This window comes from Streptosporangiales bacterium, assembly GCA_009379955.1.
In the GTDB taxonomy this organism is placed as follows: Bacteria; Actinomycetota; Actinomycetes; order Streptosporangiales; family WHST01; genus WHST01.
In genome coordinates this window covers 1-25,099 of the sequence record WHST01000097.1, presented here as the reverse complement: position 1 = coordinate 25,099, position 25,099 = coordinate 1, and the positions used below count along the sequence as shown (strand labels likewise).

General features: G+C 71.0%; 24 protein-coding genes. 16 read left to right on the top strand and 8 right to left on the bottom strand.

Annotation, left to right across the window (positions count from 1 at the left end; all coding sequences use genetic code 11):
* Positions 1-148: 148 nt before the first annotated feature.
* Positions 149-1,084, bottom strand: coding sequence for an EamA family transporter (locus tag GEV10_23720; GenBank protein MQA81452.1), 936 nt, complete (start codon positions 1,082-1,084; stop codon positions 149-151).
* Between the two features lie 134 nt (positions 1,085-1,218).
* On the opposite strand from GEV10_23720, the gene GEV10_23715 reads away from it, so the two are divergent.
* Positions 1,219-2,268: an aminotransferase class V-fold PLP-dependent enzyme gene (locus GEV10_23715; protein MQA81451.1), complete on the top strand. Its 1,050-nt coding sequence runs from the start codon at positions 1,219-1,221 to the stop codon at positions 2,266-2,268.
* Here GEV10_23715 and GEV10_23710 read toward each other — a convergent pair.
* Together GEV10_23710 and GEV10_23705 are read right to left on the bottom strand one after the other, a co-directional pair.
* The gene (locus GEV10_23710) at positions 2,265-2,903 is read right to left on the bottom strand and encodes a lactate utilization protein C (GenBank protein MQA81450.1); all 639 of its coding nucleotides are present in this window, start codon (positions 2,901-2,903) and stop codon (positions 2,265-2,267) included. The two genes, GEV10_23715 and GEV10_23710, sit on opposite strands and share 4 nt — an antisense overlap.
* 47 nt (positions 2,904-2,950) lie before the next feature.
* Positions 2,951-3,646, bottom strand: coding sequence for an NADP oxidoreductase (locus GEV10_23705; GenBank protein MQA81449.1), 696 nt, complete (start codon positions 3,644-3,646; stop codon positions 2,951-2,953).
* 94 nt (positions 3,647-3,740) lie between these two features.
* Here GEV10_23705 and GEV10_23700 point away from each other — a divergent pair, with 94 nt between their 5' ends.
* From GEV10_23700 to GEV10_23680, 5 genes are all read left to right on the top strand, one after another.
* Positions 3,741-4,160: a transcriptional regulator gene (locus GEV10_23700; GenBank protein MQA81448.1), complete on the top strand. Its 420-nt coding sequence runs from the start codon at positions 3,741-3,743 to the stop codon at positions 4,158-4,160.
* A 160-nt stretch (positions 4,161-4,320) separates the two neighbouring features.
* Positions 4,321-5,031 carry an asparagine synthase gene (locus GEV10_23695; protein MQA81447.1) on the top strand — a complete coding sequence of 237 codons (711 nt, stop codon included), beginning with the start codon at positions 4,321-4,323 and terminating at the stop codon, positions 5,029-5,031.
* A gap of 120 nt (positions 5,032-5,151) precedes the next feature.
* Positions 5,152-7,716, top strand: coding sequence for a hypothetical protein (locus tag GEV10_23690; GenBank protein ID MQA81446.1), 2,565 nt, complete (start codon positions 5,152-5,154; stop codon positions 7,714-7,716).
* 161 nt (positions 7,717-7,877) lie between these two features.
* Positions 7,878-8,768 (top strand): ABC transporter permease, encoded by an 891-nt coding sequence (locus GEV10_23685; protein MQA81445.1) that lies wholly within the window; start codon positions 7,878-7,880, stop codon positions 8,766-8,768.
* On the top strand, positions 8,674-9,567 hold the full coding sequence (locus GEV10_23680; protein MQA81444.1) for an ATP-binding cassette domain-containing protein: 894 nt from the start codon (positions 8,674-8,676) through the stop codon (positions 9,565-9,567). Before GEV10_23685 ends, GEV10_23680 begins: the two co-directional genes overlap by 95 nt.
* A 3-nt stretch (positions 9,568-9,570) precedes the next feature.
* Here the strand turns inward: GEV10_23680 and GEV10_23675 are convergent, their stop codons facing one another.
* Positions 9,571-10,713 carry a glycosyltransferase gene (locus tag GEV10_23675; GenBank protein MQA81443.1) on the bottom strand — a complete coding sequence of 381 codons (1,143 nt, stop codon included), beginning with the start codon at positions 10,711-10,713 and terminating at the stop codon, positions 9,571-9,573.
* A gap of 275 nt (positions 10,714-10,988) precedes the next feature.
* Between GEV10_23675 and GEV10_23670 the strand changes: the two genes are divergently transcribed.
* The 5 genes from GEV10_23670 (at position 10,989) to GEV10_23650 (ending at position 14,846) form a co-directional block, all read left to right on the top strand.
* Complete coding sequence (locus GEV10_23670; protein MQA81442.1) at positions 10,989-11,711, top strand: methyltransferase domain-containing protein; 723 nt, start codon at positions 10,989-10,991, stop codon at positions 11,709-11,711.
* 110 nt (positions 11,712-11,821) lie between these two features.
* A complete protein-coding gene (locus tag GEV10_23665; GenBank protein ID MQA81441.1) occupies positions 11,822-12,154 on the top strand; it encodes a hypothetical protein in 333 nt (110 codons plus the stop codon).
* Between the two features lie 10 nt (positions 12,155-12,164).
* A complete protein-coding gene (locus tag GEV10_23660; GenBank protein ID MQA81440.1) occupies positions 12,165-14,168 on the top strand; it encodes a hypothetical protein in 2,004 nt (667 codons plus the stop codon).
* A 9-nt stretch (positions 14,169-14,177) separates the two neighbouring features.
* Positions 14,178-14,498, top strand: a complete 321-nt coding sequence (locus GEV10_23655; GenBank protein MQA81439.1) for a hypothetical protein — start codon at positions 14,178-14,180, stop codon at positions 14,496-14,498.
* Positions 14,499-14,660: 162 nt separating this feature from the next.
* Positions 14,661-14,846, top strand: coding sequence for a hypothetical protein (locus GEV10_23650; GenBank protein ID MQA81438.1), 186 nt, complete (start codon positions 14,661-14,663; stop codon positions 14,844-14,846).
* 4 nt (positions 14,847-14,850) lie between these two features.
* Here GEV10_23650 and GEV10_23645 read toward each other — a convergent pair whose 3' ends face one another.
* The 4 genes from GEV10_23645 to GEV10_23630 are packed head-to-tail and all read right to left on the bottom strand — an operon-like array spanning position 14,851 to position 18,731.
* The gene (locus GEV10_23645) at positions 14,851-16,308 is read right to left on the bottom strand and encodes an iron-sulfur cluster-binding protein (GenBank protein MQA81437.1); all 1,458 of its coding nucleotides are present in this window, start codon (positions 16,306-16,308) and stop codon (positions 14,851-14,853) included.
* Positions 16,305-17,042: a (Fe-S)-binding protein gene (locus GEV10_23640; protein MQA81436.1), complete on the bottom strand. Its 738-nt coding sequence runs from the start codon at positions 17,040-17,042 to the stop codon at positions 16,305-16,307. The genes GEV10_23645 and GEV10_23640 overlap by 4 nt, the downstream gene beginning before the upstream one ends.
* A gap of 4 nt (positions 17,043-17,046) precedes the next feature.
* Positions 17,047-18,054: a hypothetical protein gene (locus tag GEV10_23635; GenBank protein ID MQA81435.1), complete on the bottom strand. Its 1,008-nt coding sequence runs from the start codon at positions 18,052-18,054 to the stop codon at positions 17,047-17,049.
* Positions 17,973-18,731, bottom strand: coding sequence for a helix-turn-helix domain-containing protein (locus GEV10_23630; GenBank protein ID MQA81434.1), 759 nt, complete (start codon positions 18,729-18,731; stop codon positions 17,973-17,975). The genes GEV10_23635 and GEV10_23630 overlap by 82 nt, the downstream gene beginning before the upstream one ends.
* 102 nt (positions 18,732-18,833) lie before the next feature.
* On the opposite strand from GEV10_23630, the gene GEV10_23625 reads away from it, so the two are divergent.
* The 5 genes from GEV10_23625 to pabB are packed head-to-tail and all read left to right on the top strand — an operon-like array spanning position 18,834 to position 24,952.
* Positions 18,834-19,889, top strand: a complete 1,056-nt coding sequence (locus GEV10_23625) for a D-2-hydroxyacid dehydrogenase (GenBank protein MQA81433.1) — start codon at positions 18,834-18,836, stop codon at positions 19,887-19,889.
* A 19-nt stretch (positions 19,890-19,908) separates the two neighbouring features.
* The gene (locus tag GEV10_23620) at positions 19,909-21,252 is read left to right on the top strand and encodes an MFS transporter (protein ID MQA81432.1); all 1,344 of its coding nucleotides are present in this window, start codon (positions 19,909-19,911) and stop codon (positions 21,250-21,252) included.
* Entirely contained in the window at positions 21,252-22,289 is a 1,038-nt protein-coding gene (locus GEV10_23615; GenBank protein ID MQA81431.1) for an alcohol dehydrogenase catalytic domain-containing protein, read from the top strand. Before GEV10_23620 ends, GEV10_23615 begins: the two co-directional genes overlap by 1 nt.
* Before the next feature lie 11 nt (positions 22,290-22,300).
* Entirely contained in the window at positions 22,301-23,485 is a 1,185-nt protein-coding gene (rhmD, locus tag GEV10_23610; protein ID MQA81430.1) for an L-rhamnonate dehydratase, read from the top strand.
* A gap of 57 nt (positions 23,486-23,542) precedes the next feature.
* Complete coding sequence (pabB, locus tag GEV10_23605; GenBank protein ID MQA81429.1) at positions 23,543-24,952, top strand: aminodeoxychorismate synthase component I; 1,410 nt, start codon at positions 23,543-23,545, stop codon at positions 24,950-24,952.
* The last annotated feature ends 147 nt before the right edge of the window (positions 24,953-25,099 follow it).

Below are 25,099 nucleotides of genomic sequence, written 5' to 3'. Positions count from 1 at the left end.
GGCGACGGTCCCCACGAGACAGCCGGCGACTACTACCCTTGGACAAGACATCCTCCTGATGAGTGGTTGGGACACCAAGCCCGTTTACCCCATCAGGGGGATGTCCTGATCTCCAACCATCCGTTCAGGTCTTTACTACGGCCGCTGGTCAGCGGCGCCCGCCGACGAGCCGGTTCAGCACGGCGAGCCCGAGCAGCACGAGCGCCCCGCCCACGACCTCGGCGAGGGTCATCCGCTCGTCGTAGACCAGCCAGGCGGTCGTGATGCCCACGATCGGCACCAGCATCGAGAACGGCGCGACGGCCGCCGCCGGATACCTCTGCAGGAGGGACACCCAGATGCCGAACCCGACCATCGTGGCCAGCACGACGAGGTAGAGCAGGGCACCGACGCCGGACCACGAGAGCGTGCTCAGCGCGTCCCCGATCGCCTGCGGACCCTCGAACCCGAGGGACAGCCCGAGCAACGGCAGTGGCGGCACGAGGCTCGACCAGATCAGCAGCCGGAACCCCTCGCCCGCCCGCTTGCCGAGCCGACCGCGGCCGTCTCGCCCGGCCCCGTCCACCGGCGCCGGCTGCGCCGCGGCGGACCTGGTCGCGATCCGTGTCGCGATGTTGCCCGCGCCCCAGGACACCCCGGCGCCGATGACGAGGAGCAGCGGCAGCAGGTCGGTGCGCCCGCCCCGGCTGACCGCGATGACGACGATGCCGGACGCCGCCACGAGCAGGCCGACGACCTGGTGCGGTGTCGGCCGTTCCTTGATCACGACGAGCCCGAAGGCGACGGTGAAGATGGCCTGGCACTGCAGGACGAGCGACGACAGGCCGGGCGGCATGCCGATGCTCATGCCGAGGAACAGCAGGCCGAACTGTCCCACGCCGAGGAACAGGCCGACGGCGATCACGTGCCGCAGCCGTGCCCTCGGGCGCGGGACGAGGAACACGGCGGGGAGCACGGTGAGGAGGTAGCGCAGTGCCACGAAGAGGAAGGGTGGGAACGACTCGAGACCGATCTCGACCACGACGAAGTTGACGCCCCAGATGACGACGACGAGCAGGGCGAGGAGCACGTGGCGGCGGGGCACGCGGCCAGTATGCGCAGCCGCACCCGAGCGTCGGCCGGGCCACTGAGCGGAAACTGGCCTGCTCGGGCGGTGGTGGGGCCAGAACTCGTGAAGTGGACCTTGTCCCGTGCGGCTCGTGGCGAGAGGTTCTCCCCATGAGATCACCGCACCCGCAGTGGACCACCGCACCCGCCGGGTACCTCAACGCACCGACGATCGGCCTGCCCCCGCAGGCGACCGTCGAGGTGCTGCATGAGGCGCTCGACGCCTGGGCGCACGGTGCGGCGTCCGCGCCCGGGTACGACGCCGCCGTGCAGCGGTCCCGCGAGCTGTACGCCGATCTCGTCGGCGTGCCCGAGTCGTGGGTCGCGGTGGGCCCGCAGGTGTCGGTGGCCGCCGCGCTCGTCGCCGCGGCGCTGCCCGACGGCACCGAGGTGGTGCTCCCGCACGGCGACTTCACCTCCGTGGTGTTCCCGTTCCTCGTGCACGCGGACCGCGGCGTGACCGTCCGGCACGTCCCGCTCGCCCGCCTCGCCGACGAGATCGGTCCGCGGACGGGTCTCGTCGCGTTCTCGCTGGTCCAGTCCGCGGACGGCGCGATCGCCGACGGGGACGCCGTCCGCGAGGCTGCGGCACGCGTCGGGGCGAGGACGTTCTGCGACCTCACGCAGGCCGCCGGCTGGCTGCCCGTCGACGCCTCGGCGTACGACGTCACCGCGGCGTCGGGCTACAAGTGGCTGTGTCAGCCGCGCGGGACCGCGTTCCTCACCGTCCGCCCCGAGCTCATGGAGTGGATCCGGCCACTCCACGCCGGCTGGTACGCGGGCGAGTCCCGGTGGGACTCCACCTACGGGCCGGAGATGACCCTCGCGTCGACGGCCAGGCGGTACGACGTGTCGCCCGCCTGGTTGTCCTGGGTGGGGGCGGCGTCAGCGCTCGAGGTGCTCACCGGCATCGGGGTCGACGCCGTCCACGCGCACGACACGGGGCTTGCCGACGCGCTGCGCACGCGGATCGGCCTGCCTCCCGGCGGCGGCGCGGTGGTGGCGTTCGCAGATCCCGGCGGCGATGCGGAACGCCGGTTGCGGGAGGCCGGGTGCGCGATGTCCGTGCGGGCGGGCAACGTCCGGATGGGCTTCCACCTGTGGAACACCGAGGACGACGTGGACCTGGCCGCCAAGGCGATCGGCGACCTGAGCGGCTAGCGGTCGACGAGCAGGACGTCGAGGGTGCGGGGGCCGTGCACGCCCTCGACCCGGGAGAGCTCGATGTCGCTGGTGGCCGACGGCCCGCTGACCCAGGTGAGCGGGCGCATGGGGTCGAGCCGTGCCACCGCCTCGGGCACGGTCGCGACGACCTGGCCGGCGAGCACGACGCACAGGTGGTAGTCGGGCACGAGGGTGAGGGCCCGGCGGCCCTGTGCTGCGCCGGCGTCGAGGACGAAGGTGCCGGTCTCGGCGACGGCGATCGCGCAGCCGGTGACGACGCCGTCGAGCTCGTCGAGCCGGCGCGGGGTGAGCGTGCCGTCGTCGCGCACGACGTCGGCATCGGTCGCGGCGAGCCACTCGTCCGGCAGGTCGAGGGGCACCACGACGCGGTGCACGCCGCGCTCGGCCAGCCTGGTCGCGACCGCCGCGGCGAGTGCGTCGTCGGTCACGGTGAGCACCGACGCCTCGTAGTGCTCGACCCGTTCGGCGAAGAGCGCCAGCCGGTCGACCGTAGGGTCTCCGGTGTGCCGGTAGTCGCGCGGGACGGTGACGTCCTCCGCGCGCTCGTCACCCGGCACGTCGCGCAGGGCCTCGCGGACGCGCCCGAGGATCTCGTCGCGGGCGCCGTTCACCGATTCCTGCACGCGGTTCACCGTACGCGACGGGTCGCCGTGCCGCGTCAGGTGCGTGCGGGCCGTTGGTCGTCGTCGGGTCGCGCGAAGGCCGCCTCGAGCGGCGGCAGGATCGCGCGGGCGTCGTGCCCGGCGAACCACAGGCCCATCACGAAGACGGTCATCGCCTCGACGTAGCGGGCCCGGTGCAGGCCGCCGCCGTCGACGGCGCTGAGTCCCAGGTCGGCGACCAACCGGCGGACGGTCGCCAGCGCCGCGGGATCGTCGCCGCACAGCGGCACGACGAGCGGGCGTCCCTCGAACGTTCGTGCGCCCGCCTGCCAGACCTCGGCCGCCAGCATGCTGAAGGCCTTGACCACGGACGCGCCGGCGGCGACCCGGGCCACCCGTTCGGCCACCGTGTCGTCCGCGAGGGTGAACGAGCCCGGCGGTGCCGTGAACGCGCCGGGTGCGAAGGCGTTCGTGCAGTCGACCAGTGTCCTGCCCGCCAGGGTGCCGTCGGCGGCGCCGGCCGCCCGGAGGGCGTCCTCGGCCGACTCGCCGGGGACGGCCAGTAGCGTCACGTCCCCGAACGCGGCGGCCTCGCTCGGGCTCGCGCTCCGGACTCGCCCGCCGAGGCGGTCGGCGAGGGCGGCCCCGCGTTCCTCCGAGCGCGCGCCGATGCGCACCTCGTGCCCGGCGCGCGCCCAGCCGCCGGCCAGCGTCTCGGCCATCGTGCCGGCGCCGATCGTCCCGATCCTCATCGATGTCCTCCTGCGTGTGGTTAGCGTGGCCACGTCACGCTAGGCGGGTCGTGACGCACCGGCGGGTGCGTAACGGGCGGGAGAGGATCGACCGATGGCCGTACAACCGGCGGAGTTCGAGCCGTACGGCGACTTCCTCGCCGACTGCCCGGCGCGGGTGGCGCTCGACCTGTTCGCCACCCGCTGGACCGCGGTCGTGGTGTACGCGCTGCGCGACGGGCCGATGCGGCCGGGCGACCTGCAGGCAGGCATCGGCGGGATCAGCCACAAGGTGCTCACCGAGACGCTGCGGCGTCTCGAGCGGGCCTCGCTCGTACGCCGCCGCAGGTACGCCGAGGCACCGCCGCGGGTCGAGTACGAGCTGACCGAGCCGGGCGTCGAGCTGCTCGAACCCATCCATGCCCTGGGCGGCTGGGCGTACCGTCACGCGGACACCGTTGCCGCCGCGCTCCTCGCCGACGAGGCCGGGTCCGGGCCGGGCGGGCACGGGCCGGCGACTGGTCACCGCGGGTGACCCCCCGGTCCGCATCGTGGACCGGGTAGGGTCGGCGGCTGCGCCGTCGGCGACGTGGCCATCGCAGGTCGCCACGTGATCGCGAACGGCGCGGGAGTAACGTGCAGTCCCGGCCGTGAGGCCCACGAACCCTGCATCACCGCTCTGGAGGACAGTCGACGTGAGTACGCCCACCGACATCGCGGACGTGATCGCGCGCGTGCGATCAGACCACCTCACCTACCTGAACGAGCGCTGTCTGCAGGATCTCGCCGACGCGGTGCAGGAGGCCGAGGACAGGGGCCTGCAGGGCCAGGTCATCGAGGCCGGCACGGCCCTCGGCGGCTCGGCGATCCTGATGGCGTTGGTGAAGTCGGCCGAGCGTGAGATGCGGGTCTATGACGCGTTCGACATGATCCCGCCGCCCACCGACAAGGACGGCGAGGACGTCCACAAGCGGTACGCGAGGATCACGTCGGGCAAGTCGAAGGGCATCGGCGGCGGCACCTACTACGGCTACCACGACGACCTGCTCGGCGAGGTCACGGCGTCGTTCGAGCAGTACGGCGTCCCGGTCAAGGAGTCCAACGTCGAGCTGGTCAAGGGCTACTTCGAGGACACGCTGCACGTCGACGGCCCGGTCGCGGTCGCCCACCTCGACGCCGACTGGTACGAGTCGACGATGACCTGCCTGCAGCGGATCGAGCCGCACCTCGTGGCCGGCGGCCGCCTCGTCATCGACGACTACTACCAGTGGTCCGGCTGCAAGAAGGCCATCGACGAGTACTTCGCGCGCCGCGACGGCTACGAGTTCGTCAAGCTCGGCCGCCTGCACATCGTCAAGGGCGAGGACGCCCGGAAGCTCCGCTGGTGGCAGAAGAAGAAGTCCTGACCACGTCGATCGCCCGGGCCGCACCCGGTCGCTGAGCAGGACGCGGGCACGTCGCTCCGCCTGCCCAGACCGACCCCGCGCTCTCCGCGTCCTGCCGACGAACGTACGCTGAGGAGACTCATGGACCGACCCGTCCGGGTCCGCCGACCGGCCCGCGAGCGCCTGCCGAGGTTCGTGCTCGCCCCGCTCCTGGCGATCCGTCGAGGACTACGAGCTTCCTCGGCCGCGGATCGCACCGAGCAGGGTGCCACCCCGGCGGGTTCGGAGACCCCGGCCACGGGCATCGCCAGGCCGGGTGTTCAGCACCTCTACCGCACGCACCTGAAGCGCGGCCTGGCGCCTGAGGCCGCCGCGTCCGTCACCGTCAGAGACCTGGTCAAGGACCACAGGACCGGCGCGGCGGTGTCGTTCGCCGACATGCTCGCCGCCGAGGCGAAGACCGCAACCGCGGGTCACCTGGCAGCCGGCATCGTCGGTGTCCACCGCCGCCTTCCCGAGCTGGCCCGCACGGAGTTCCGCGAGGTCCCGCTCGACCTGTGGCGCGCGCACGCGACCTCGGAGTACCTCACGGCCGCGTACCTCTGCGACCGGGAGGAGGCGGTCGACGCCGTCCGGCAGTTGCTCGCCGACCGGCCGGCCGACCTCGGACCGCAGGCGTGGTTCGAGGTGCTCAGGTTCGCCTTCGTCACCGGTGAGCTCGAGTCGGCCAGGCAGGCGTACGACCTCCTGGCGCGACGCGCCGGCGACCGGCCGGAGGAGTGGGGGATCGCGGACGTCGAGATCGCGTGGCTGAAGCCGTGGATGGCCGCGGAGGCCGGGGCCACCGCCCCGCAGCCGGTCGACGGCCGGATCCCGTTCGCGCTGATCGACTACCGTCAACCGGGTCGGGCGAAGACGTCGGCGAACATCGGCGACCACGTCCAGACGCTGGCGTCACTCGGTCACCTCGTCCGGCACGAGAACGTGCGCTTCCACGGTCCGGCGGACCTCACCGGGTTCGTCGGAGAGATGCAGCAGCGGGTGCGGGCCGAGCGCCGGCTCCAGACCTCGCCGAGTGACGTCGCGCTGTACACGCTCGACCGCGACGCCTCCACCTTCGAGGCGTTCCCCGAGGGCACCTGGCTACTCGCCTTCGGCTGGTACATGCACCCGCTGTTCGGCCTGCGGCACGACTTCCCGATGCACCCGAACCTGCGGCCGATCTTCGTGTCGTTCCACTGCAGCAAGCGGCAGATGCTGAACGAGCAGGCCGTCGAGTACCTGCGCCGGTACGCCCCCGTCGGCTGCCGCGACTGGACCACGGTCGACCTGTTGCTGTCGCTCGGTGTCCCCGCGTTCTTCTCCGGATGCCTCACCACGACCGTCGACACGGTGTTCCCGCCCGACCCGGGGCCCGCCGAGCCCGCGACGGTCTACGTGGACGTCCCCGCCGACCAGGTGCCCGAGGGTGCACCCACCGCCCGCCACTCCTACGGGGCGGTGAAGCAGAACGACTTCGTGACGAACATGCGTGACGCCGTCACGCTGCTCGAGCGCTACCGGCAGAACTTCACGTCGGTGGTCACTCCGCGACTGCACTGCTACCTGCCGTCGCGCTCGCTCGGGCTCGGCGTCGACTTCCGGCCGTCCAACCGGGCCGACATCAGGTTCAACGGACTGATCGACATCGACGAGACCGAGTTCGAGACGATCCGCTCCAGGATGCTCGCGCGGCTCCAGACCGTGCTGAGCACGATCCTCGCTGGCAGCCCGCAGGACGAGGTCTACCGGGTGTGGCGCGAGGCCTGTGCCGACGACGTCGCCTTCGCCAGGGAGCGCCACACCGCGGGCGCAGCCCTGCCCGCGCCGTCACTGAACGTCGTCGAGGCCACGAAGCTCGTCCGCGCGGCGACCGTGACCACGGGCCCCGACGTGTCCGATGCGGTCGACGTCCTGATCCGCGTCGCGGCCGGCGACGTCCGGTTCCTGCGCCACACGCTGGAGTCGGTGCGTGCCCGGGCGTCCCGGCCGATCCGGTTGTGGCTGCTCGCGTGGGGATGCGGGCCCAAGGACCACGAGCGGATCGCCGACGCCTTCCCCGACCTGGCCGTCCACTGGCTCCCCTGTGACAGCCTGACCAGGGACGTCGCGATGACGCTGCTTCCCGAGCTGCTCGGTGACGTCGAGCGGATCACCGTCCTGCCCCCGGCCGCCGTGGTGCTCGGCGACGTCGTTGAGCTGGCCGAGTGGGACCTCGGCGGACACCCGCTCGCCGCCCGCACGTCACTCGGCACCTCGGCGTCCAGCGGCTTCGGCCGGTTCTACAAGGCGGCCCAACGGCTGCACCCGGACGCCGAGGCGGCGCACGACCTGTTCCGGCGCGTGCACGAACGCCACGTGTTCGACTTCGACGCGTTCGACACCGACGTGCTCGTCGCCGACCTCGCCCGGATGCGCGCAGACGGTTCGAGCGACGCTCTGCTGCCTTACCTCGAACGGTTCCGCATGAGCTCCCGGGAGCTCCTCACCCTCTACACGGGCCCGGACAGAGCCGTCCTGCCGCCCGCGTGGGCGCACACGCCGAGCAACGAGCGTGTCGCCGACCCCAAGCTCGTCCACTGGCCGGGCACCGCCAAGCCGTGGACACGGCGTTACGTGGCGCGCCAGGAGCTCTGGGAACAGCCGTCGGCGGCGGCCGACCGGTGACGACCGCCGCCCACCAGGCCCGTCTCCGTGACCTGAGATCGTAAGGTGCCTTCCATGACCGTGTGTCCCGCCGCCGTCCTGCGCTCCGCTCCTCGCTCAGTGGGTGCGAGGGCGCGGTATGCGCTCCGGTCCGCTGCGATGCTCACTCCGGACGGCGGCTCATGACCACCAGCGACGCGGAACGCGTTGACCCCGTGGCGCTCGCTGCTCGCTACGGGCTGATCGAGGCCACCGCGCGCCCCTCGCTCCCCGAGTACATCCGCCGACTGTGGGCGCGCAGGCACTTCATCCTCGCCTACGCGTCGGCCCGGTCGACGTCGAAGTACTCGTCGGCCCTGCTCGGCCAGCTGTGGCAGGTGCTCACCCCGCTGCTGCAGGCGTCCATCTACTACCTGCTGTTCGGTCTCCTGCTCGACCTGAAGCGCGGCGTCGACAACTACCCTGCGTTCCTCATCACCGGAGTCTTCGTCTTCGGTTTCCTGACGCGCTCGCTCAACAACGGCGCCAAGTCGATCAGCAGCAGGCGCTCCATGATCCGCACGCTGCACTTCCCGCGCGCCGTCCTGCCGCTGTCGTTCGTGCTCGTCGAGTTCAGGCAGCTGCTGATCTCGATGGTCGTGCTGTTCGGCATCATCCTGGTGACGGGTGAACCACTGAGCGTGAAGTGGCTGCTCGTCGCGCCCGCCATGATCCTGCAGACCATGTTCAACCTCGGCCTCGGCCTGACCTGGGCACGCATCGGGGCCGGCGCGCAGGACATCAACCAGCTGCTGCCGTTCCTCACCAGGATCTGGTTCTACTCCTCGGGCGTCTTCTTCTCGATCGACCAGCGGCTCGGCAACCTGCCGGGACCCATCCACCCCATCATCCAGCTCAACCCGGGCGCGATCTTCCTCGACCTCTACCGCAGCGTGCTGCTCGACAGCTACGTGCCGATGCAGCTGTCGTTCGGGCTGAATGTCTGGCTGGTCGCGGCGTTCTGGTCGGTGCTCATGCTCATCGGTGGGTTCATCTTCTTCTGGCAGCGTGAGGAGACCTACGGTCGTGGATGAGTCAACCGCCGACGTCGGGCGGCCGCCGACCGTCATCGTCACCGACCTGCACGTCGTCTACCGCGTGTACAGGTCGAACGGCAAGAGCGGCTCGGCCACCGGCGCGCTGAGACGGCTGATCTCGCGCGAGCAGCGGACGAAGGTCAAGGAGGTGCACGCCGTCAAGGGCGTGTCCTTCACCGCGTACGAGGGTGACGCCATCGGCGTCGTCGGCAGGAACGGGTCAGGCAAGAGCACGTTGATGCGCGCCATCGCGGGACTGCTGCCCCCCGCGAGTGGCACGGTCTACGCCCAGGGACAGCCGTCGTTCCTCGGCGTCAACGCCGCACTGATGAGCAACCTCACCGGCGAGCGCAACGTCGAGCTCGGCTGCCTCGCCATGGGCATGACGAGGGACGAGGCCAGGGCCGCCTACGACGACATCGTGGAGTTCTCCGGGGTCGGTGACTTCATCAAGCTGCCGATGAACACCTACTCGTCCGGCATGGGTGCGCGACTGCGGTTCGCCATCGCCGCCGCGAAGACCCACGACGTGCTCATCGTCGACGAGGCGCTGGCGACCGGCGACGCGGACTTCCGCAGGAAGAGCCAGGAGCGCATCCGCGAGATGCGCGAGCAGGCGGGCACCGTCTTCCTGGTCAGCCACAGCATGACGACCATCACGAAGACGTGCAATCGCGCGATCTGGCTCGACCAGGGCGTTCTCCGCATGGACGGGGACGCCGAGACCGTCGTGAAGGCCTACCTCGACGAGGAGGAGGCCAAGGCTCCGGCGAACCCCCGCGCCCGGCGCCGCTGATCCCTAGTGCGCGCCGAGCTCGGCGTAGAGCTTCTCCCACTGGGGCCGGATACTCTCGCCGGAGAACCGCCGGATCGAGGTGTGTGCCTCCGCGCCCAGGGCGCGGCGGCGTTCGGGGTTCTCGATCATCTCCACGATCGCGGTGGCCAGGGCGTCGACGTCGTTGGGTGGCACCAGGATCCCGTCACGGTCGTGGGTGATGATGTCCGCGGGTCCGGTGTGGCAGTCGAACGCGACCACGGGCACGCCCTGCTGCATCGCCTCGAGGATGGTCATCGGCAGGCCCTCGTACCGTGAGCTGAGGACGTACATCGCGCTCCCACGGATCTGCTTCTCCAGCTTCTTGGTCGTGCCCATGAGCCGGACGTGCTCGGCCATGCCGGTGCTGTCGATGTGGGCGCGGAGCTGCTCGCGGTGCCGCCCGCTGCCGAAGATGCGCACCTCCCAGTCGGGGTGCTTGGCCGCGACCTTGGCCCAGGCGTCGATCAGCATGTCGAAGCCCTTCTGCGAGGTGAGACGGCCCGCCGCGACCGCGACCTTCGAGTCGAGCGGGGCCGGTTCGGTGTCGGGCATCGGCACCAGGTTGGGGATGTGCACGACACGGGCCTCGGCGCCGAGCGCGTCGGCGTACTCCGTGGCGTCACGTGAGGTGAGCGTGGCGACGGCGTCGAGCTTGGGGTACCAGCGCCTGATCTGCCCGGCCAGACCCTCGGGGTAGGAGCGGTAGTTCATGTGGTCCTGCCCGATCCTGACCACCGAGGAGGAGCCGAACCGCGCCGAGAGGAGGTTGAGCGCCGGCCGGGTGGAGACCAGCACGCCGCCGTCCAGGCTGCCCAGGTAGCGCTTCAAGACGACGTCGGTGGCGCGGGAGAAGTCCGCGTAACGGTGCTCGTCCTCGGGCACGTACTTGCTCGGCCGGCGTGCGAGCCGTTCGAGGATCTGCTGCTTGGGCCACGACCGGTCCACCTGCATCAGCCGCCGCCGGCGCACGCGCCGGTCGAGCTTGAACGGCAGCTTCGTGAAGTCCTTGAACACGGTTACGACCTCGACGTCGTGGTGCCCGGCCAGCGCGTTCGCCTGGTTCACGATCGAGCGCACACCCCCGGTCGCGCTACTGACACCGAACGCCAAGAACCTGACGCGCATGTCCTGTCCCTCCTGAGCCGCACTCACCGGCAGTGTGTCGGCCAGCCACCACCAGTCGCCTGCCGCCGGTCGGTCCAGTGACAGACCGCCGAACGGGGTACCTGGTTGACGAGCTTTGCGTGTTGTGAACGGAAAGTTGCCCAAGATCCACGCCGCACATGCGTCCTCCCGCACGGCGGCCGATTCCGTGCGGCAGATGGTAGCAACCGCGCTCGCGCCGGGCGCCTACGCCCGGTGACGATGACGAATGCTCGTGTCACCGTTAGACTCCGCCGATGTTCCAGCGCAGGCGCAGACGGCCCGTCAACCCGTCCCGGGTGCACCTCGCCCGGATCAACAGGCGGTTCGCCAGGTCCACGGCACCCGAGATGCTCGTCCTGGACGCGGGGGCGGGTCGCGGTCCGTACCGAAGACTGTTCCGGCACGCCACCTACGAAGCCGCCGACTTCGCCCAGCTCCAGACCGGGTACACCCAGCTCGACTACGTGTGCGACCTGACCAAGATCCCGGTCGAGGACGGGCGGTTCGACCGGATCCTGTTCAACCAGGTCCTCGAGCACCTCCCCGACCCGCCGGCCGTGCTCGCCGAGCTCAACCGCGTACTCAAGCCGGGTGGCCGGATCCTCTGCAGCGTCCCGCTCTACTTCCACGAGCACCAGCGACCGTACGACTTCTACCGCTACACCCAGTACGGGCTGCGCCACCTCTTCGAGCAGGCCGGCTTCCAGGTGCAGCGGCTGGAGTGGCTCGAGGGCTACTTCGGGACGGTCTCCTACCAGTTCAAGATGATGGCGACCGCGTTGCCGAAGGATCCGCGCAGGCTGAAGCCGGGCTGGCGGATCGTCTACCTCGGCCCGCTGCTGTGGTCCACCCGGCTGCTCGCCTCGATGCTCACGGGCGCGTTCGCCCGCGCGGACGTTCGCTGGAAGCACGTCAAGTCCGGCATGCCGAAGAACTACCTCGTGATCGCCCGCAAGCCCGAGCTGACCGACGGGTAACCCGTCACACTCTCGTAAGACCTCGCGCGAACCAGATCGCGCCACCTCGTATCGCACCCTCGTGACCGATGCGCCGGACATCGTGGCTCCGGCGGCCGAGGGAGATCGACATGGCGAAGTGGGACATCGAGCCCGCCGGCGTGCAGGGCGTCGTCCGGAGCACCCAGGCGGCGGGACGCGGTTTCGAGCGGGTGGGGAAGCACTACTCCCGCGGCGCGAAGTCGGCGGCCGGCGGCGCGGGGAGCCCGATCGTCTCGTTGGCCATCGTCCACTTCGCGTCCCACCACGAGAACACCCTTCCCCACCTGGTCAAGCAGACCATGTCGTCGCTGGGCGGCGCGGTGAAGGCGACGAACGCCTACCTGCAGGGCGACCTCGAGATGGCCGCGAACGCCCAGCGGAACGCGGGCACGGTCGCCGAGCTCGCGCCCCGGCGTCGGTGAGGAGTGACCGATGACACGGGTGGCTGCCGATGGCTCCGGATACGCCGGGACTGCGATCGATCCGTCGGGTATCCCGCTCTTCGACGGTGATCTGGTCGCGGTGGACGCCGGGGCGCGGAAGTTCCGCACCGCGGCGGGGGAGTGCAAGGTCGCGGGCACGCAGGTGCACTCGCGGTTCCAGGGCCTCGAGGGGTGCTATCACGCTCCCGAGCGGTGGGAGCTGCTGTCGTCGACGGCGCAGGTGCGTTCCGGCGGGCTGAGCTTCGGCGGTGACCTGGAGCAGGTCGGCGACGCCCTCGCGGACTACGTCCAGGAGATGCGGCCGGTTGCCGAGAACCTGCAGTCGCTGTTCCTGCAGGCGGTGCGGTTCAGATCCTCGATCGAGGACGAGGGGGAGGACTGGGACCGGGACAAGGACGCGGTCGGGCAGAACAACGACCTGATCCGGCAGGTCAACACCCAGGTGGAGCTGAAGGCGGCGATCGAGCGCCGGTGCGCGAACCGGATCGAGGGCCTGTTCGGCGGCCGTCAGTGGCATGCGGCGGACGAGCCGGGCAAACCGGAGAACGCCTACGGCTTCGACGACATCCCCGACGACGCCGACACGCCCTGGGGGACGGCCGCGGGCTGGGAGGCCCCGTGGGAGTGCGGCGTCCTCGGCGCGTACGTCAGCTTCTACAAGGGCATCCTCGTCGACGGACTCGGCGGGACGCTGCTGGGTCTCAACCAGCTGACGTTCAACAACACCTACACCGCGGCCCTCATGGCCCTGACCGGCCACGGCACCTGGGGGCAGGTGGGCCGGGAGGCGAAGAACACCGGACTGGCGTGGGCGGGCCTCGGCAAGGGCGTCGCGGGAATCGCGCTGTGGACCAACCCGATCGTCACGCCGTTCGTGGGAGCGTCGCATGCCCTGGGGGTCACTCCGGGATGGGTCAAGGCGTGCGAGAGATCGGCGCTGGACATGGGGAAGGGCATCATCGCCTGGGACACGTGGAAACACGACCCGGCACGTGCCGCGGGGGCGACGGTGTTCAACGTCGGGACGTTCTTCCTCCCCGGCGGGGAGGCCGGCACGGTGGCGAAGCTCGTCAAGGGTGCGCACGGTGCCGGCGAGGCCGGCCTGGTCGGCAAGCTGGCGGGCCACCTCGACGACGGCCCGCCGGCACTCCTCGACGAAATCCCCGGCGTGCACCCAGGGACGCCAGGGTCGCTACTGCCCGACGGCGTCGCGACGGGCGGCAAGCTCCCCGCCGTCGACGATCTCGCTCGCACCGCCGGTCGGGACGCCCACCCACGCCTGCCCGACCTCGACGACCCGATCGCCGCCCGCATCGACGACCCGCCGCCGGCGCGTACCGATCACGGTGGCCATGACTCGTCGACGGTGACCAGGCTCCCCGACGACGCCCCCACACGGCCACACGACAGCGCGGCAGACCACGGGACCAGCGGACACGGGACCGGCGGGGACTCGGGAGCCTTGCGACTTCCACCGCAGCCGCATGGCGTCAAGCATCTCGCCACGACCGTGCCCGGTGGCACCGAGAAGGCGCTGCACGCCGGGTCGGTCCCTCCGGAGATCGCGCGTGCGATCGTCCGACACGAGTACCCGGCGGTCGAGGGTGTGAACGCCACCCGATACGAGGCACGCTGGGACGGTCACAACATGAACTGCACGCGGTGCGTGCTCGCGACCGACTCCACTCTCGGTGGCAGCCCCGCGAGCGCAATGCCCGTCAAGGGACAGAACGGAGCCTCGCTCTACGACGTCTCCGGGGGCAGCCGACATGGGTGGAAGGGTGTCTCGTCGTACGACGATATTGTCCGAATGATGAACCAGGCGGGACCAGGGTCACGCGGGATCGTGGCCATCAACAGAGGTCCGGGGACTGTCGGCCACGTCTTCAACGTGATCTACGACAGGAACGGCGTCATGTTCATCGACGGCCAGATCGGCACCCTGGCCACGCTGGAGAGCTTTCATACGCTCGGATTCCTTCCCACGACCTAGGACGGGACGATGAACGTAGAAGAGGCAGAGGCGGTTGCGGCGCAACTGCTGCGGGACAGCTCGTCCCCCGGTGGTCACGAGGTAGCGATCGACCGCCGCTACATCCGCGAGCGCGCGTGGTGCTTCGTCTTCATCTGGGACTCGGTGGAGTTCCTCACCACGGGGGACTTCCTGGCGTCGGTGATGGGCAGGCCCATCGTCGTGCCCAAGGACGGCGGCGAGCCGATCCTGCTCGGAACGTACAAGCCACTCGACGACCTGCTCGACGACTACGAACGAGAGCACGGCATTCCGCCGAGCGTGCAGCACGAACGATCGCTGCTGTCGTGAGGACACGTCTCGGTAGTTGAGAACCGGTGCCGCACCGTAACCAGTCGGTCGGTTGGTTATACCGAGCGTCGGACCGGTAACGGGGCTGCGTAACAGGACGCGACGGCTGCGCGATTCGCCCGTGAAACCTGCTACTGGCTCGGGGGCCGTCTGGAGGTCGTCGTGTCAGGTAAGCGCCGCACGTGGTGGCTCGACATGGCCGGCTATGACGCCGATGCCTGGCGTTGGCTGGTCGAAGGGGTCGACTCCCACATGGGAAGGGGTGACCAGGTCGCGTACCTGCGTACGCATCTGGACGCCGTCGCTCGTCCATGGGACGACACGAGCAGGGTCGAGGTCAAGGCCTGACCGATCAGGACGTCTTGCGGGTACGTCGCCACCATGCGCGAAACGACTCGCCCGGGGGCGGGGGGATGTCCCGACTGTCGGACCAGCCGGCCAACGGCCCAGGCAGTCGGCGCACCCGCCTCGCGAGTGCTCGCGAGGCGGGCGCCGACGCCGCCCGTTCCGCCCGTGCGAGGCGCTTCGGGTCGGAGAGCACCCACGCCGCCGCCCGCATCGCCGCCCGCTCCGCGTTTGGCTTGCGTGACCCGCGCTTCGCGTCGACCACGGCCGCACGCTGCTCGACGAGCACCGACGGGATGTCGATCGCGACCGGGCACACCTCGTAGCACGCACCGCACAGGCTCGACGCGTACGGCAGTTCTGCGTCGTGCGGGTCGTCGGTGCCGTGCAGCAGCGGATTGAGGATCGCGCCGATCGGCCCGGGGTAGACCGAGCCGTACGCGTGCCCGCCGGTCCGTTCGTACACCGGGCACACGTTGAGGCACGCCGAACACCGGATGCAGCGCAGCGCCTGCCGGCCGACGACGTCGGCGAGTGCCCGCGAGCGCCCGTTGTCGAGCAGCACCACGTGCACCTCCTGCGGGCCGTCGCCGGGAGTGACGCCGGTCCAGGTCGAGGTGTACGGGTTCATCCGCTCGGCCGTCGACGACCTGGGCAGCAGCTGCAGGTAGGTCTCGAGGTCGCTCCACGTCGGCACGAGCTTCTCGATGCCCACCACCGAGACGAGCACCTCGGGCAGCGTCAGGCACATCCGGCCGTTGCCCTCGGACTCGACGACGACGAGGGTGCCCGACTCGGCGACGGCGAAGTTGGCGCCGGAGATGCCGACCCGGGCGGAGAGGAACTTCTCCCGCAGGTGCAGCCGTGCCGCCTCGGCGAGCCGGCGTGGCTCGTCGGTGAGGTCGTCGGGTGCGGGACGGCCGGCATCGCCCATCCGGGACGCGAAGATGTCGCGGATCTCGCTGCGGTTGCGGTGGATCGCGGGCACGAGGAAGTGGCTCGGGGTGTCGTCGCCGAGCTGGACGATCAGCTCGGCGAGGTCGGTCTCCCACGCGCTGATCCCGGCGCGGTCGAGCGCTTCGTTCAGCCCGATCTCCTGGGTGGCCATCGACTTGACCTTGACGACCTCGGACGCCGCGTGGCGCCGCACGATGTCGGTCACGACCCGGCACGCCTCGGTCTCGTCGCGTGCCCAGTGCACCGAGCCGCCGGCCGCCTCCACGGAACGCTCGAACTGCTCGAGGTACGTGTCGAGGTGCCGCAACGTGCGGTCCTTGATCGCCGCGCCCGCCAGGCGGAGCTCGTCCCAGTCGGGCAGCTCGGCCACGGCGCGGGCGCGCTTGCCGCGGATGGTCGACGTCGCGCGTGAGAGGTTTGTGCGCAGCTGCGTGTCGGCCAGGGCGGCGCGTGCCGCGTCGGGGAACGGCGGCATGCCGAGGAACGCGTCCTTGGCTGTGCCGCTCATGCCGCGTCGCCCGTCGATGCCAGCACCTCGGCCAGGTGCATGGTGCGTACGCCCACCTGCCTCCTGCCGATCAGGCCGCCGAGGTGAGTGAGGCACGAGTTGTCGCCGGCGACGACGACCTCGGCGCCGGTCTCCTCGATGTGGCCGATCTTGTCGACGCCCATGGCCGTCGACACGTCGGGGTTCTTCACCGCGAACGTGCCGCCGAAGCCACAGCACTCCTCCGCCGCCGGCAGGTCGACCACCTCGATGCCCTCGACCGCCCGCAGCAGGCGCAACGGCCGGTCGCCGACGCCGAGCAGCCGCAGCGAGTGGCACGTCGGGTGGTACGTCACCCGGTGCGGGAAGCGCGCACCCACGTCGACCCGGTCGAGGACGTCGACGAGGAACTCCGTCAGCTCGTGGACCCGGGGCACGGTGTCGGCGACTCCCGACCGGAGCGCGGCCGACCCGGACTCGTCGGCCACCACGGGGTGGTAGTGCCGGATCATGCCGGCGCACGACCCGGACGGCACGACGACCGCGTCGTATCCGCGGAACGCGTCGACGAAGCCGCGCACGATCGGCGTGCACTCGGGCCGGTAGCCGGTGTTGAAGTGCATCTGCCCGCAACAGGTCTGGTCGAGCGGGAAGTCGACCTCGCACCCCAGCCGTTCGAGCAACCGGACGGTCGCCTTGCCCGTTTCCGGGAACAGGGCGTCGTTGACGCAGGTGACGAACAGCCCGACTCGCACGCGATCACCCTAATGGCCGTGTACCCCGCGAGCGGGGCAGGAACCGGTCCGTAAGCCGTTCGGCGAGCCCGACGCACCAGTCGAGCTGGCGCGCGTCCGGCGGCTGTGCCGGCCCGCGGAGTGCCGGCGTGGCGATGAGCCCACGTCGCCAGAGCACGTGCTTGTGCACCGCGACGAAGACGTCGAGCGACGACATGAGCGACACCGTCAGCGGCAGCAGCTCGGCGTACGCGCGCTGCACCACCTGCGAGTCCCCGGCCGCGTGGGAGCGGAGCATCTCGACGTACACGCCCGGGAACAGGCAGCCGGGCATGGTGGCGGTGACGCCCCGGTCGAGCTCCTCGGCGAGGTACAGCCCGCCGAGACCGCCGATGCACTCCAGGCCGGCGGCGTGCAGGGCCGCGATCCGCGGTGGTGTCGGTGGTGCCTCCACCTTCACGTGCCGGGCGAGCGGCACCTCTCGGCCGACGCGCGCGAGCAGGTCGGTGGACAGGCGCACCTGGGTCCACGCGGGAGCGTCCTGGACGATGACCGGCAGTCCGCTCGCCTCGGTGATCCCGGCGTAGTACGCGACCAGCTGTGCCTCGGCGGCCCCGGCGGGAGGGAACGCCATCAGGGCGTCGGCGCCCGCCCCGGCCGCATGCGCGGCCCGGCGTGCGGCGGGTGCGCCCGCGGCGTGCTCGGTGCCCGCCACGACCTCGACCCGCCCGTCCGCCGCCGCGACCACCGCGGCGACGAGAGCCTCGCGCTCGTCGTCGGTGAGCCTGCCGACCTCCGACGCCAGGCCCAGGGTGACCACGCCGGTGACGCCGCTGTCGACGGCGTGGTCGACGACGCGTGCGACCCCGTCGAGGTCGATCCCGCCCGCCGCCGTGAACGGCGTGACGAGCACGCTGTAGACGCCGTCGAAGCGACGCGGCGTTGTCACGGTCACCTCTCGAGCCTCTGCTCCACCTGCGCCACCGTGTCGGCGAGGCGCCGCCGCGTCTGCGCCACCCAGTCGGGGCCGCATCTCGGCGTGGGGGCGGACACGGACATCGCGGCGACCGGACCTCCCCGCCCGCGCACGGGCATCGCGACGCACCGGCAGCCGATGATGTACTCCTCGTCGTCGGTCGCGTAGCCGTCGGCGGCGACCCTGTCGAGCTGTGCCTCGAGCGACTCCCTGTCGGCGACCGTGTGCGCGGTGAAACGCTCGAACTCGATCCTGTCGAGCCGTCCGCGCAGGTCGTCGCGGTCGAGCCCGGCGAGGAGGGCCTTGCCGAGGCCGGTCGCGTACGCGGGCAGCCGCATGCCGACGGCGGACACGAGCTTCATCGGCTGCGGGGAGTCGGCGATCGCGATGTAGACGTTCTCCACGCCGTCGAGGCGGGCGAGCTGGATGGTCTCGCCCGTCGTCCGCGCCAGCTCCTCCATCAGCGGCTCCGCGATGCCGACGAGGTCGCGGTGCCCCGCGTACGCCTGCCCGATGGTCCACGCCTTGATGCCGAGCGCGTACGTGTGCTGATGCCCGTCCAGGTCGACGAACCCGCGGCCGACGAGCGTGGCGAGCAGGCCGTGCACGCTCGATCGGGGCAGGTCGAGCCGGTCGGCGATCTCGCTGAAACGCAGCCCCGGTGAGGCGGCGAGCAGCTCGAGGACCGCCAGCGCGCGGTCGGCCGACTTCACCGCGCCGTTGTCCGCGCCCATCCGCACCACCTCCGGTCGTGATCGACACACCTTGACAGGCGTCGTCGCGCTCCCCATCATCGGGTTCATGTTAGCGATACGAGTTCTCGTATGTGAACTCCGATGACCGTCGTCTTGGTGTGCCGGTACCTCCCGCCACGGCTGCTCGACCGCATCGCGGCGGTCGACGAGCGCATCGAGGTGCTGCACGACCCGCGGCTCGCGCTGCCCGCCGTCGGCCGGCTCGGCCTGCTGCACCTCGCCGAGGATCGCGCGGAGTCTGCCGAGGCTGCCGCGCCGCGCCCGTTCGGCCGCGACGACGAGGAGCGCTGGCTGGCGCTGATGGGCCGCGCCGAGGTCATGTTCGACGTCGACCCCGCCTACGTCGACGCGATCCCCGAGCGCACTCCGTCATTGCGGTGGATCCAGGGGATCGCCGCGGGTGCCGGCGAGCTGTTCCGGTCCGCGTCGCTGCGTGAGTCTGCCGTCCAGGTCGCCACGGCGCGGGGCGTGCACGACGAGCCGTTGGCCGACTTCGCGCTGATGGCGGTGCTGGCCTACAACAAGCGGCTGGACGTGCTCCGCGTCCAGCAGGCGGAGCGGCGCTGGCGGGAGATCCCGCACGTGCCGCTCGCGGGACGGGTCATGTGCGTCGTGGGACTCGGCAGCATCGGCGCGGCGGTCGCCACCCGGGCGCGCGCGTTCGGCATGCGGGTGGTCGGGGTCCGCAGGACCGCCCGTCCGAGCGAGCTCGCGGAGCGCGTGCACCCGCCGGAGGAGATCGGGGCCGCCGTCGTGGACGCCGACTACGTCGTGGTGACCCTCCCCGACACCCAGGAGACCCGCGCGCTGATCGACGCCGGCACGATCGCCGCGATGAAGCCGGGCGCCTACCTCGTGAACGTCGGGCGCGGCACCGTCGTCGACGAGGACGCACTGACCGAGGCCCTGCGGTCCGGCCACCTGGCCGGCGCGGCTCTCGACGTGTTCGCGACCGAGCCGCTGCCGGCCGAGAGCCCGCTGTGGGACCTGCCGAACGTGATCGTCAGCCCGCACAGCACGGCCGTGATGCCTGGCACCTCGATCGAGCGGATGGTCGACCTGCTCTGCACCAACCTGCGCAGGGACCTCGCCGGGGAGTCGCTCCTGCACCTCGCCGACAAGAGCGCCGCGTACTGACGACGGCAAGGAGGCCGACATGAGTAGCCATGCCACTGAGGCACCGCGCAACGAGAGCCTGGTCAGGAGGGTGGTCGGTGCCAGCACGATCGGCACCATCATGGAGTGGTACGACTTCTACCTGTACGGCTTCTCCGCCGCCCTGATCTTCAACGTGCTGTTCTTCCCCCAGTTCGATCCTCTCGCCGGCACCCTGGCGGCGTTCGGCTCGTACGCGCTCGGCTTCTTCGCCCGCCCGATCGGCGGTCTCGTCTTCGGCCACGTCGGTGACCGGATCGGGCGCCGCGCCATGCTCGTCACGACGATGACGATCATGGGCGTCGCGACCCTGCTGATGGGCCTGCTGCCGACCTACTCACAGATCGGCATCTGGGCCGCCGTCCTGCTCACGGTGCTCCGGGTCGTCCAGGGCTTCGCCGCGGGCGCGGAGTTCGGCGGCGCGGTGGTGCTCGCCGGCGAGTACGCGCCCCGACGGCGCCGGGCCCTCTACATGAGCCTCCCCAGCGCGGGGATCTTCGTCGCCATCATCTGCTCGGTCGGCGTCCTGCAGCTGCTGTCCGCCGTCATGAGCGAGAGCACCTTCCTCGCCTGGGGCTGGCGGGTGCCGTTCCTGCTGAGCATCGTGCTCGTCGGCGTCGGGCTCTACCTGCGGCTTCGCATCTCGGAGAGCCCCGAGTTCGTCGAGCTGCAGCGGAAGAAGGAACTGGCACGGCGCCCCGTCGTCGAGGTGCTCCGCACGTACCCGCGGGAGCTGCTGCTCGCCATGGGCACGCGGTTCGCCGAGACCGGCGGCGGCTACATCGTCATCACGTTCGTCCTCACCTACCTGGCCCAGCAGGTGCAGGTGGGCACGGGGATCGGACAGGCGGGACTGCTGATCGCCTCGGCCGTCGCGCTCGTGATGGTGCCCGTGTACGGGTTCATCTCGGGCCGGGTGGGCCGCAAGCCGGTGTACCTGCTCGGCGCCGCCGGGCTGGGCGCGTTCATCGTGCCGTACTTCGCCCTGCTGAACACGGGAAGCACCGCGCTGATCTGGATCGCGATGATCGTCAGCCTCGGCGTCTTCTACGCGGCGATGGGCGGCTCCCAGCCCGCGATGTACGCCGAGATCTTCGACGCGCGCGTCAGGGTCACGGGGCTCGTCGCGATCAGGGAGATCTCCGCCCCGATCGCGGGCGGCATCGCGCCGTTCGTGGCGACGGCGCTGCTGATCGCCGCCGACGGCGCCTCGTGGCCGATCGCGGTCTACGTCATCGCCATGTGCATCGTGAGCACGATCTGCGTGCTGCCCATCCGCCTGAGGTCGGGCTTCATCGACGAGTATGAGGCGAAGCCGAGACAGCAGAAGGTGGTGACGCAGTAGTGCGTGCTCTGGTGTACCACGGGCCGGGGGAGATGTCGGTCGAGAAGAGGAGGGACCCGTCGCCCGGGTCGGACGAGGTCCTCCTGCGGGTGGTGGCGACGGGCATCTGCGGGTCCGACATCCACGGGTTCACCGGCGAGAACGGGCGCAGGCACCCGGGACAGGTGATGGGACACGAGTTCGTCGGCATCGTCCTCGACGGGGGCGCCACCGCGACGGGTGTCGCGCTCCCCGGCCAGCTGGCCACCGCCGTTCCGGTGATCGCCTGCGACGTCTGCGCCGCCTGTGCCAGGCACGAGCAGTCGATGTGTCAGGACAAGCGGGTCATCGGCGTCGACCCGACCATCAGCTCGGCCTTCGCCGACCTGATGACGGTGCCGGCACGCAATCTCGTCCCGCTGCCCGACGGCATGCCGGCGGAGCTCGGTGCGCTCGTCGAACCCCTCGCGGTCGGCTGCCACGCGGTCGCTCGCGGTGGCGTCGGGCCCGCGGACCGCGTGCTCGTCGTGGGTGGGGGGCCGATCGGCCAGGCGTGCTACCTGGCCGCGCGGCGGACCGGGGCGGACGGCGTCGTGGTGACGGAGGTCGACGCGCACAGGTCCGCGCTGTTGCGTGACATCGGTGCGACGGTCGTCGACCCCGGCGAGGGCGACGACGTGGGCGCTGCCGTCCGCGACCTGCTCGGCGGGCCGGCGGACGTCGTCGTCGACGCGGTCGGCACCGACGCCACGCTCGCCCAGGCGTTCGACTGCTCGGCCGAGGGCGGCCGGATCGTCCTCGTCGGCATGCAGTCCCCGCGGCTGACCGTCGATGCGTACGCGATCAGCACGCGTCAGCGCAGCCTCGTCGGTGCCTTCACCTACAACCACCGGGAGTTCCGTGAGACCGCCGCGTGGGTCGGTACGGCTCCGCCCGAGCTGACGCGGCTGATCGAGGGCCGGGTCGGTCTCGCCGAGGCGCCGCGCGCATTCACGGACCTTGCTTCCGGCGACAACACGGCGAGCAAGGTCCTGGTCCTGCCCACCCGAGAGTCGTGAGGAGCCCGTCGATGTCGTTGCCGAAGGTCCGTGAGGTGCGTGCGTTCACCGCTCGCGGAGGGGGCGCGGACTACCACGACCAGGCCGCCGGCCACTGGATCGACGACCACATCGCGACGCCGATGTCGAAGTACCCGCAGTACCGGGCGAGCCGACACTCGTACGGCGTCAACGTGCTCGGTTCGCTCGTGGTGGAGGTCGAGGCCGACGACGGCACGGTCGGCTTCGCGGTCACCACGGGAGGGGAGCCGGCCGCGTTCGTCGTGGAGAGGCACCTGGCACGCTTCGTCGAGGGCGCCGTCCCTTCCGACCTCGAGCGGATCTGGGACCAGATGTTCCGCGGCACGTTGCACTACGGCCGCAAGGGCCTCGTGCTCAACGCGATCAGCGCGGTCGACCTCGCCCTCTGGGACCTGCTGGGCAAGCTTCGCGGCGAGCCCGTCCACGGGCTGCTCGGCGGCCAGGTGCGCGACGAGCTCGTCTTCTACGCGACCGGGCCGCGACCCGACCTCGCGAAGGACCTGGGGTTCATCGGCGGCAAGTTGCCCGTCCAGCGCGGACCGGCCGAGGGCGCGGACGGCATCAGGCACGAGGTGGAGCGGCTCGCCGCGATGCGCGAGCTCGTGGGCGACGACTTCTGGCTGATGTTCGACTGCTGGATGGCACTCGACGTCGACTACGCGACGCGGTTGGCGCGGGCCGCGTCCGCCCACGGCCTGCGCTGGATCGAGGAGGCCCTGCCGCCCGACGACTACTGGGGATACGCCGAGCTGAAGGCCAAGGTGTCGCCCGGCGTGCTCGTGACGACCGGCGAGCACGAGGCGACCAGGTGGGGCTTCCGGATGCTCCTGGAGATGGACTGCGCCGACATCCTCCAGCCCGACGTCAACTGGTGCGGCGGTCTCACCGAGCTGGTCAAGATCGCCACGCTCGCCGACGCGCGAGGCGTGCTCGTCGTGCCCCACGGCTCGAGCGTCTACTCGTACCATTTCGTGGTCACGTGCCACAACAGCCCGTTCACCGAGTTCCTCATGCTGCATCCCGAGGCGACCGAGGTCGTGCCCACGTTCGCGCCGCTGCTGCTCGATGAGCCCGTTCCCGTGAACGGCCGGATGCGGGTGCCCGACCTTCCGGGGTTCGGGGTGCGCCTGAACCCGGACGTGCCCCTGGACCGCCCCTACCGGCGGGGGCAGTAGCGTCCGAGTAACCGGTGGCCACCGCCAGCACCGGCACAGTCGGACACAGGAGGCGTCGTGTCACCGCTTCGGCTCCGGGTCGATGCCCTCGACTTCTCCGTCGACGCCGAGGCGGCGTTCGCCGCCTGCTTCCGCGACAGCCCGCACGCCTTCTGGCTCGACAGCTCGCGTCCGGGCGACTCGCGTGCGCACTGGTCGTTCCTCGGCGACGCGTCGGGTCCGTACGCACGCGTGGTCACGGCCGACGTCTGGGCGGGCACCGTCACCGAGCGCTCTGGCGGCGATACCTGGACCAAGCAGGAGCCGTTCTTCGACTGGCTCGCCCGCGAGCACCGGCGTGACGACGTCGACGTGTCCGGCGTCGACCTGCCGTTCCGGCTCGGCTGGGTCGGGTACCTGGGCTACGAGCTCAAGGCCGAGTGCGGTGGCGCGCGCGTCCACCGCTCGCCCGACCCGGACGCCGCGCTGCTCTTCGCCGACCGGATGCTCGCGGTCGACACCGCGGGCGGCCGCGCCTACCTCGCGGCGCTCGATGACGGCTCGGCCGAGGTCAGCGCGTGGTTCGCCGGCATGCGTAGGCGCCTCGCGTCCCTGGAACGCTCCGCACCTGCCGTGACCCGGCCGTCCGGGCGCGCGCGGCTGCGGCTGCGGCACGGCCGCGCCGCGTACCTCGCCCTCGTCGAACGCTGCCAGGACGCCATCGCCGCCGGTGACACGTACGAGGTGTGCCTGACCAACCTCGCCGAGGCGAGCGTCGACCTGGACCCGTGGGAGGCGTACCGGTTCCTGCGCCGCGCCGCGCCCGCCCCGTACGCGGGGTACCTCAGGTTCGGCGACCGCACCGTGCTGAGCACGTCACCGGAACGGTTCCTCGCGGTGTCGGCCGCCGGCGTCGCGGAGTCGCGGCCCATCAAGGGCACCAGGCCGCGCGGGTCGGACGTCGCCGAGGACGCCGGCCTCGCGGCCGAGCTGGCGGCGAGCTCCAAGGACCGCGCGGAGAACCTGATGATCGTCGACCTCGTCCGCAACGACCTCGCGCGGGTCGCCCGGCCCGGCTCCGTCGAGGTCACCGGGCTCTTCGACGTCGAGTCGTACGCGACCGTGCACCAACTGGTGAGCACCGTGCGGGCCCGGCTGCGCGCCGACCGGTCGGCGATCGACTGCGTGCGAGCCGCCTTCCCCGGCGGGTCGATGACCGGTGCGCCGAAGCTGCGCACGATGGAGATCCTCGACGAGCTCGAGGCCGGCGCGCGGGGGGTGTACTCGGGTGTCTTCGGCTGGTTCGGCATCGACGGCGCTCTCGACCTGGCGATGGTGATCCGCACCGTCGTACTATCGCCGGGCTCCGTCCGCTACGGGGTCGGCGGCGCGATCGTCGCCGACTCCGATCCCGCCGCCGAGTACGAGGAGACCGCGGTCAAGGCCACCCCGCTGCTGCGCCTCCTCGACACCACCTTCCCGCGCTGACCTGCTCGTAGTAAAGACCTGAACGGATGGTTGGAGATCAGGACATCCCCCTGATGGGGTAAACGGGCTTGGTGTCCCAACCACTCATCAGGAGGATGTCTTGTCCAAGGGTAGTAGTCGCCGGCTGTCTCGTGGGGACCGTCGCCG

Bases quoted from the DNA above. Each gene is read 5' to 3' on its own strand.
- GEV10_23715 (MQA81451.1), top strand. From the start codon at position 1,219: ATGAGATCACCGCACCCGCAGTGGACCACCGCACCCGCCGGGTACCTC.
- GEV10_23705 (MQA81449.1), bottom strand. From the start codon at position 3,646: ATGAGGATCGGGACGATCGGCGCCGGCACGATGGCCGAGACGCTGGCC.
- GEV10_23700 (MQA81448.1), top strand. From the start codon at position 3,741: ATGGCCGTACAACCGGCGGAGTTCGAGCCGTACGGCGACTTCCTCGCC.
- GEV10_23690 (MQA81446.1), top strand. From the start codon at position 5,152: ATGGACCGACCCGTCCGGGTCCGCCGACCGGCCCGCGAGCGCCTGCCG.
- GEV10_23685 (MQA81445.1), top strand. From the start codon at position 7,878: ATGACCACCAGCGACGCGGAACGCGTTGACCCCGTGGCGCTCGCTGCT.
- GEV10_23680 (MQA81444.1), top strand. From the start codon at position 8,674: ATGTCTGGCTGGTCGCGGCGTTCTGGTCGGTGCTCATGCTCATCGGTG.
- GEV10_23675 (MQA81443.1), bottom strand. From the start codon at position 10,713: ATGCGCGTCAGGTTCTTGGCGTTCGGTGTCAGTAGCGCGACCGGGGGT.
- GEV10_23670 (MQA81442.1), top strand. From the start codon at position 10,989: ATGTTCCAGCGCAGGCGCAGACGGCCCGTCAACCCGTCCCGGGTGCAC.
- GEV10_23665 (MQA81441.1), top strand. From the start codon at position 11,822: ATGGCGAAGTGGGACATCGAGCCCGCCGGCGTGCAGGGCGTCGTCCGG.
- GEV10_23660 (MQA81440.1), top strand. From the start codon at position 12,165: ATGACACGGGTGGCTGCCGATGGCTCCGGATACGCCGGGACTGCGATC.
- GEV10_23655 (MQA81439.1), top strand. From the start codon at position 14,178: ATGAACGTAGAAGAGGCAGAGGCGGTTGCGGCGCAACTGCTGCGGGAC.
- GEV10_23645 (MQA81437.1), bottom strand. From the start codon at position 16,308: ATGAGCGGCACAGCCAAGGACGCGTTCCTCGGCATGCCGCCGTTCCCC.
- GEV10_23635 (MQA81435.1), bottom strand. From the start codon at position 18,054: ATGCGGCCCCGACTGGGTGGCGCAGACGCGGCGGCGCCTCGCCGACAC.
- GEV10_23630 (MQA81434.1), bottom strand. From the start codon at position 18,731: ATGGGCGCGGACAACGGCGCGGTGAAGTCGGCCGACCGCGCGCTGGCG.
- GEV10_23625 (MQA81433.1), top strand. From the start codon at position 18,834: ATGACCGTCGTCTTGGTGTGCCGGTACCTCCCGCCACGGCTGCTCGAC.
- GEV10_23620 (MQA81432.1), top strand. From the start codon at position 19,909: ATGAGTAGCCATGCCACTGAGGCACCGCGCAACGAGAGCCTGGTCAGG.
- rhmD (MQA81430.1), top strand. From the start codon at position 22,301: ATGTCGTTGCCGAAGGTCCGTGAGGTGCGTGCGTTCACCGCTCGCGGA.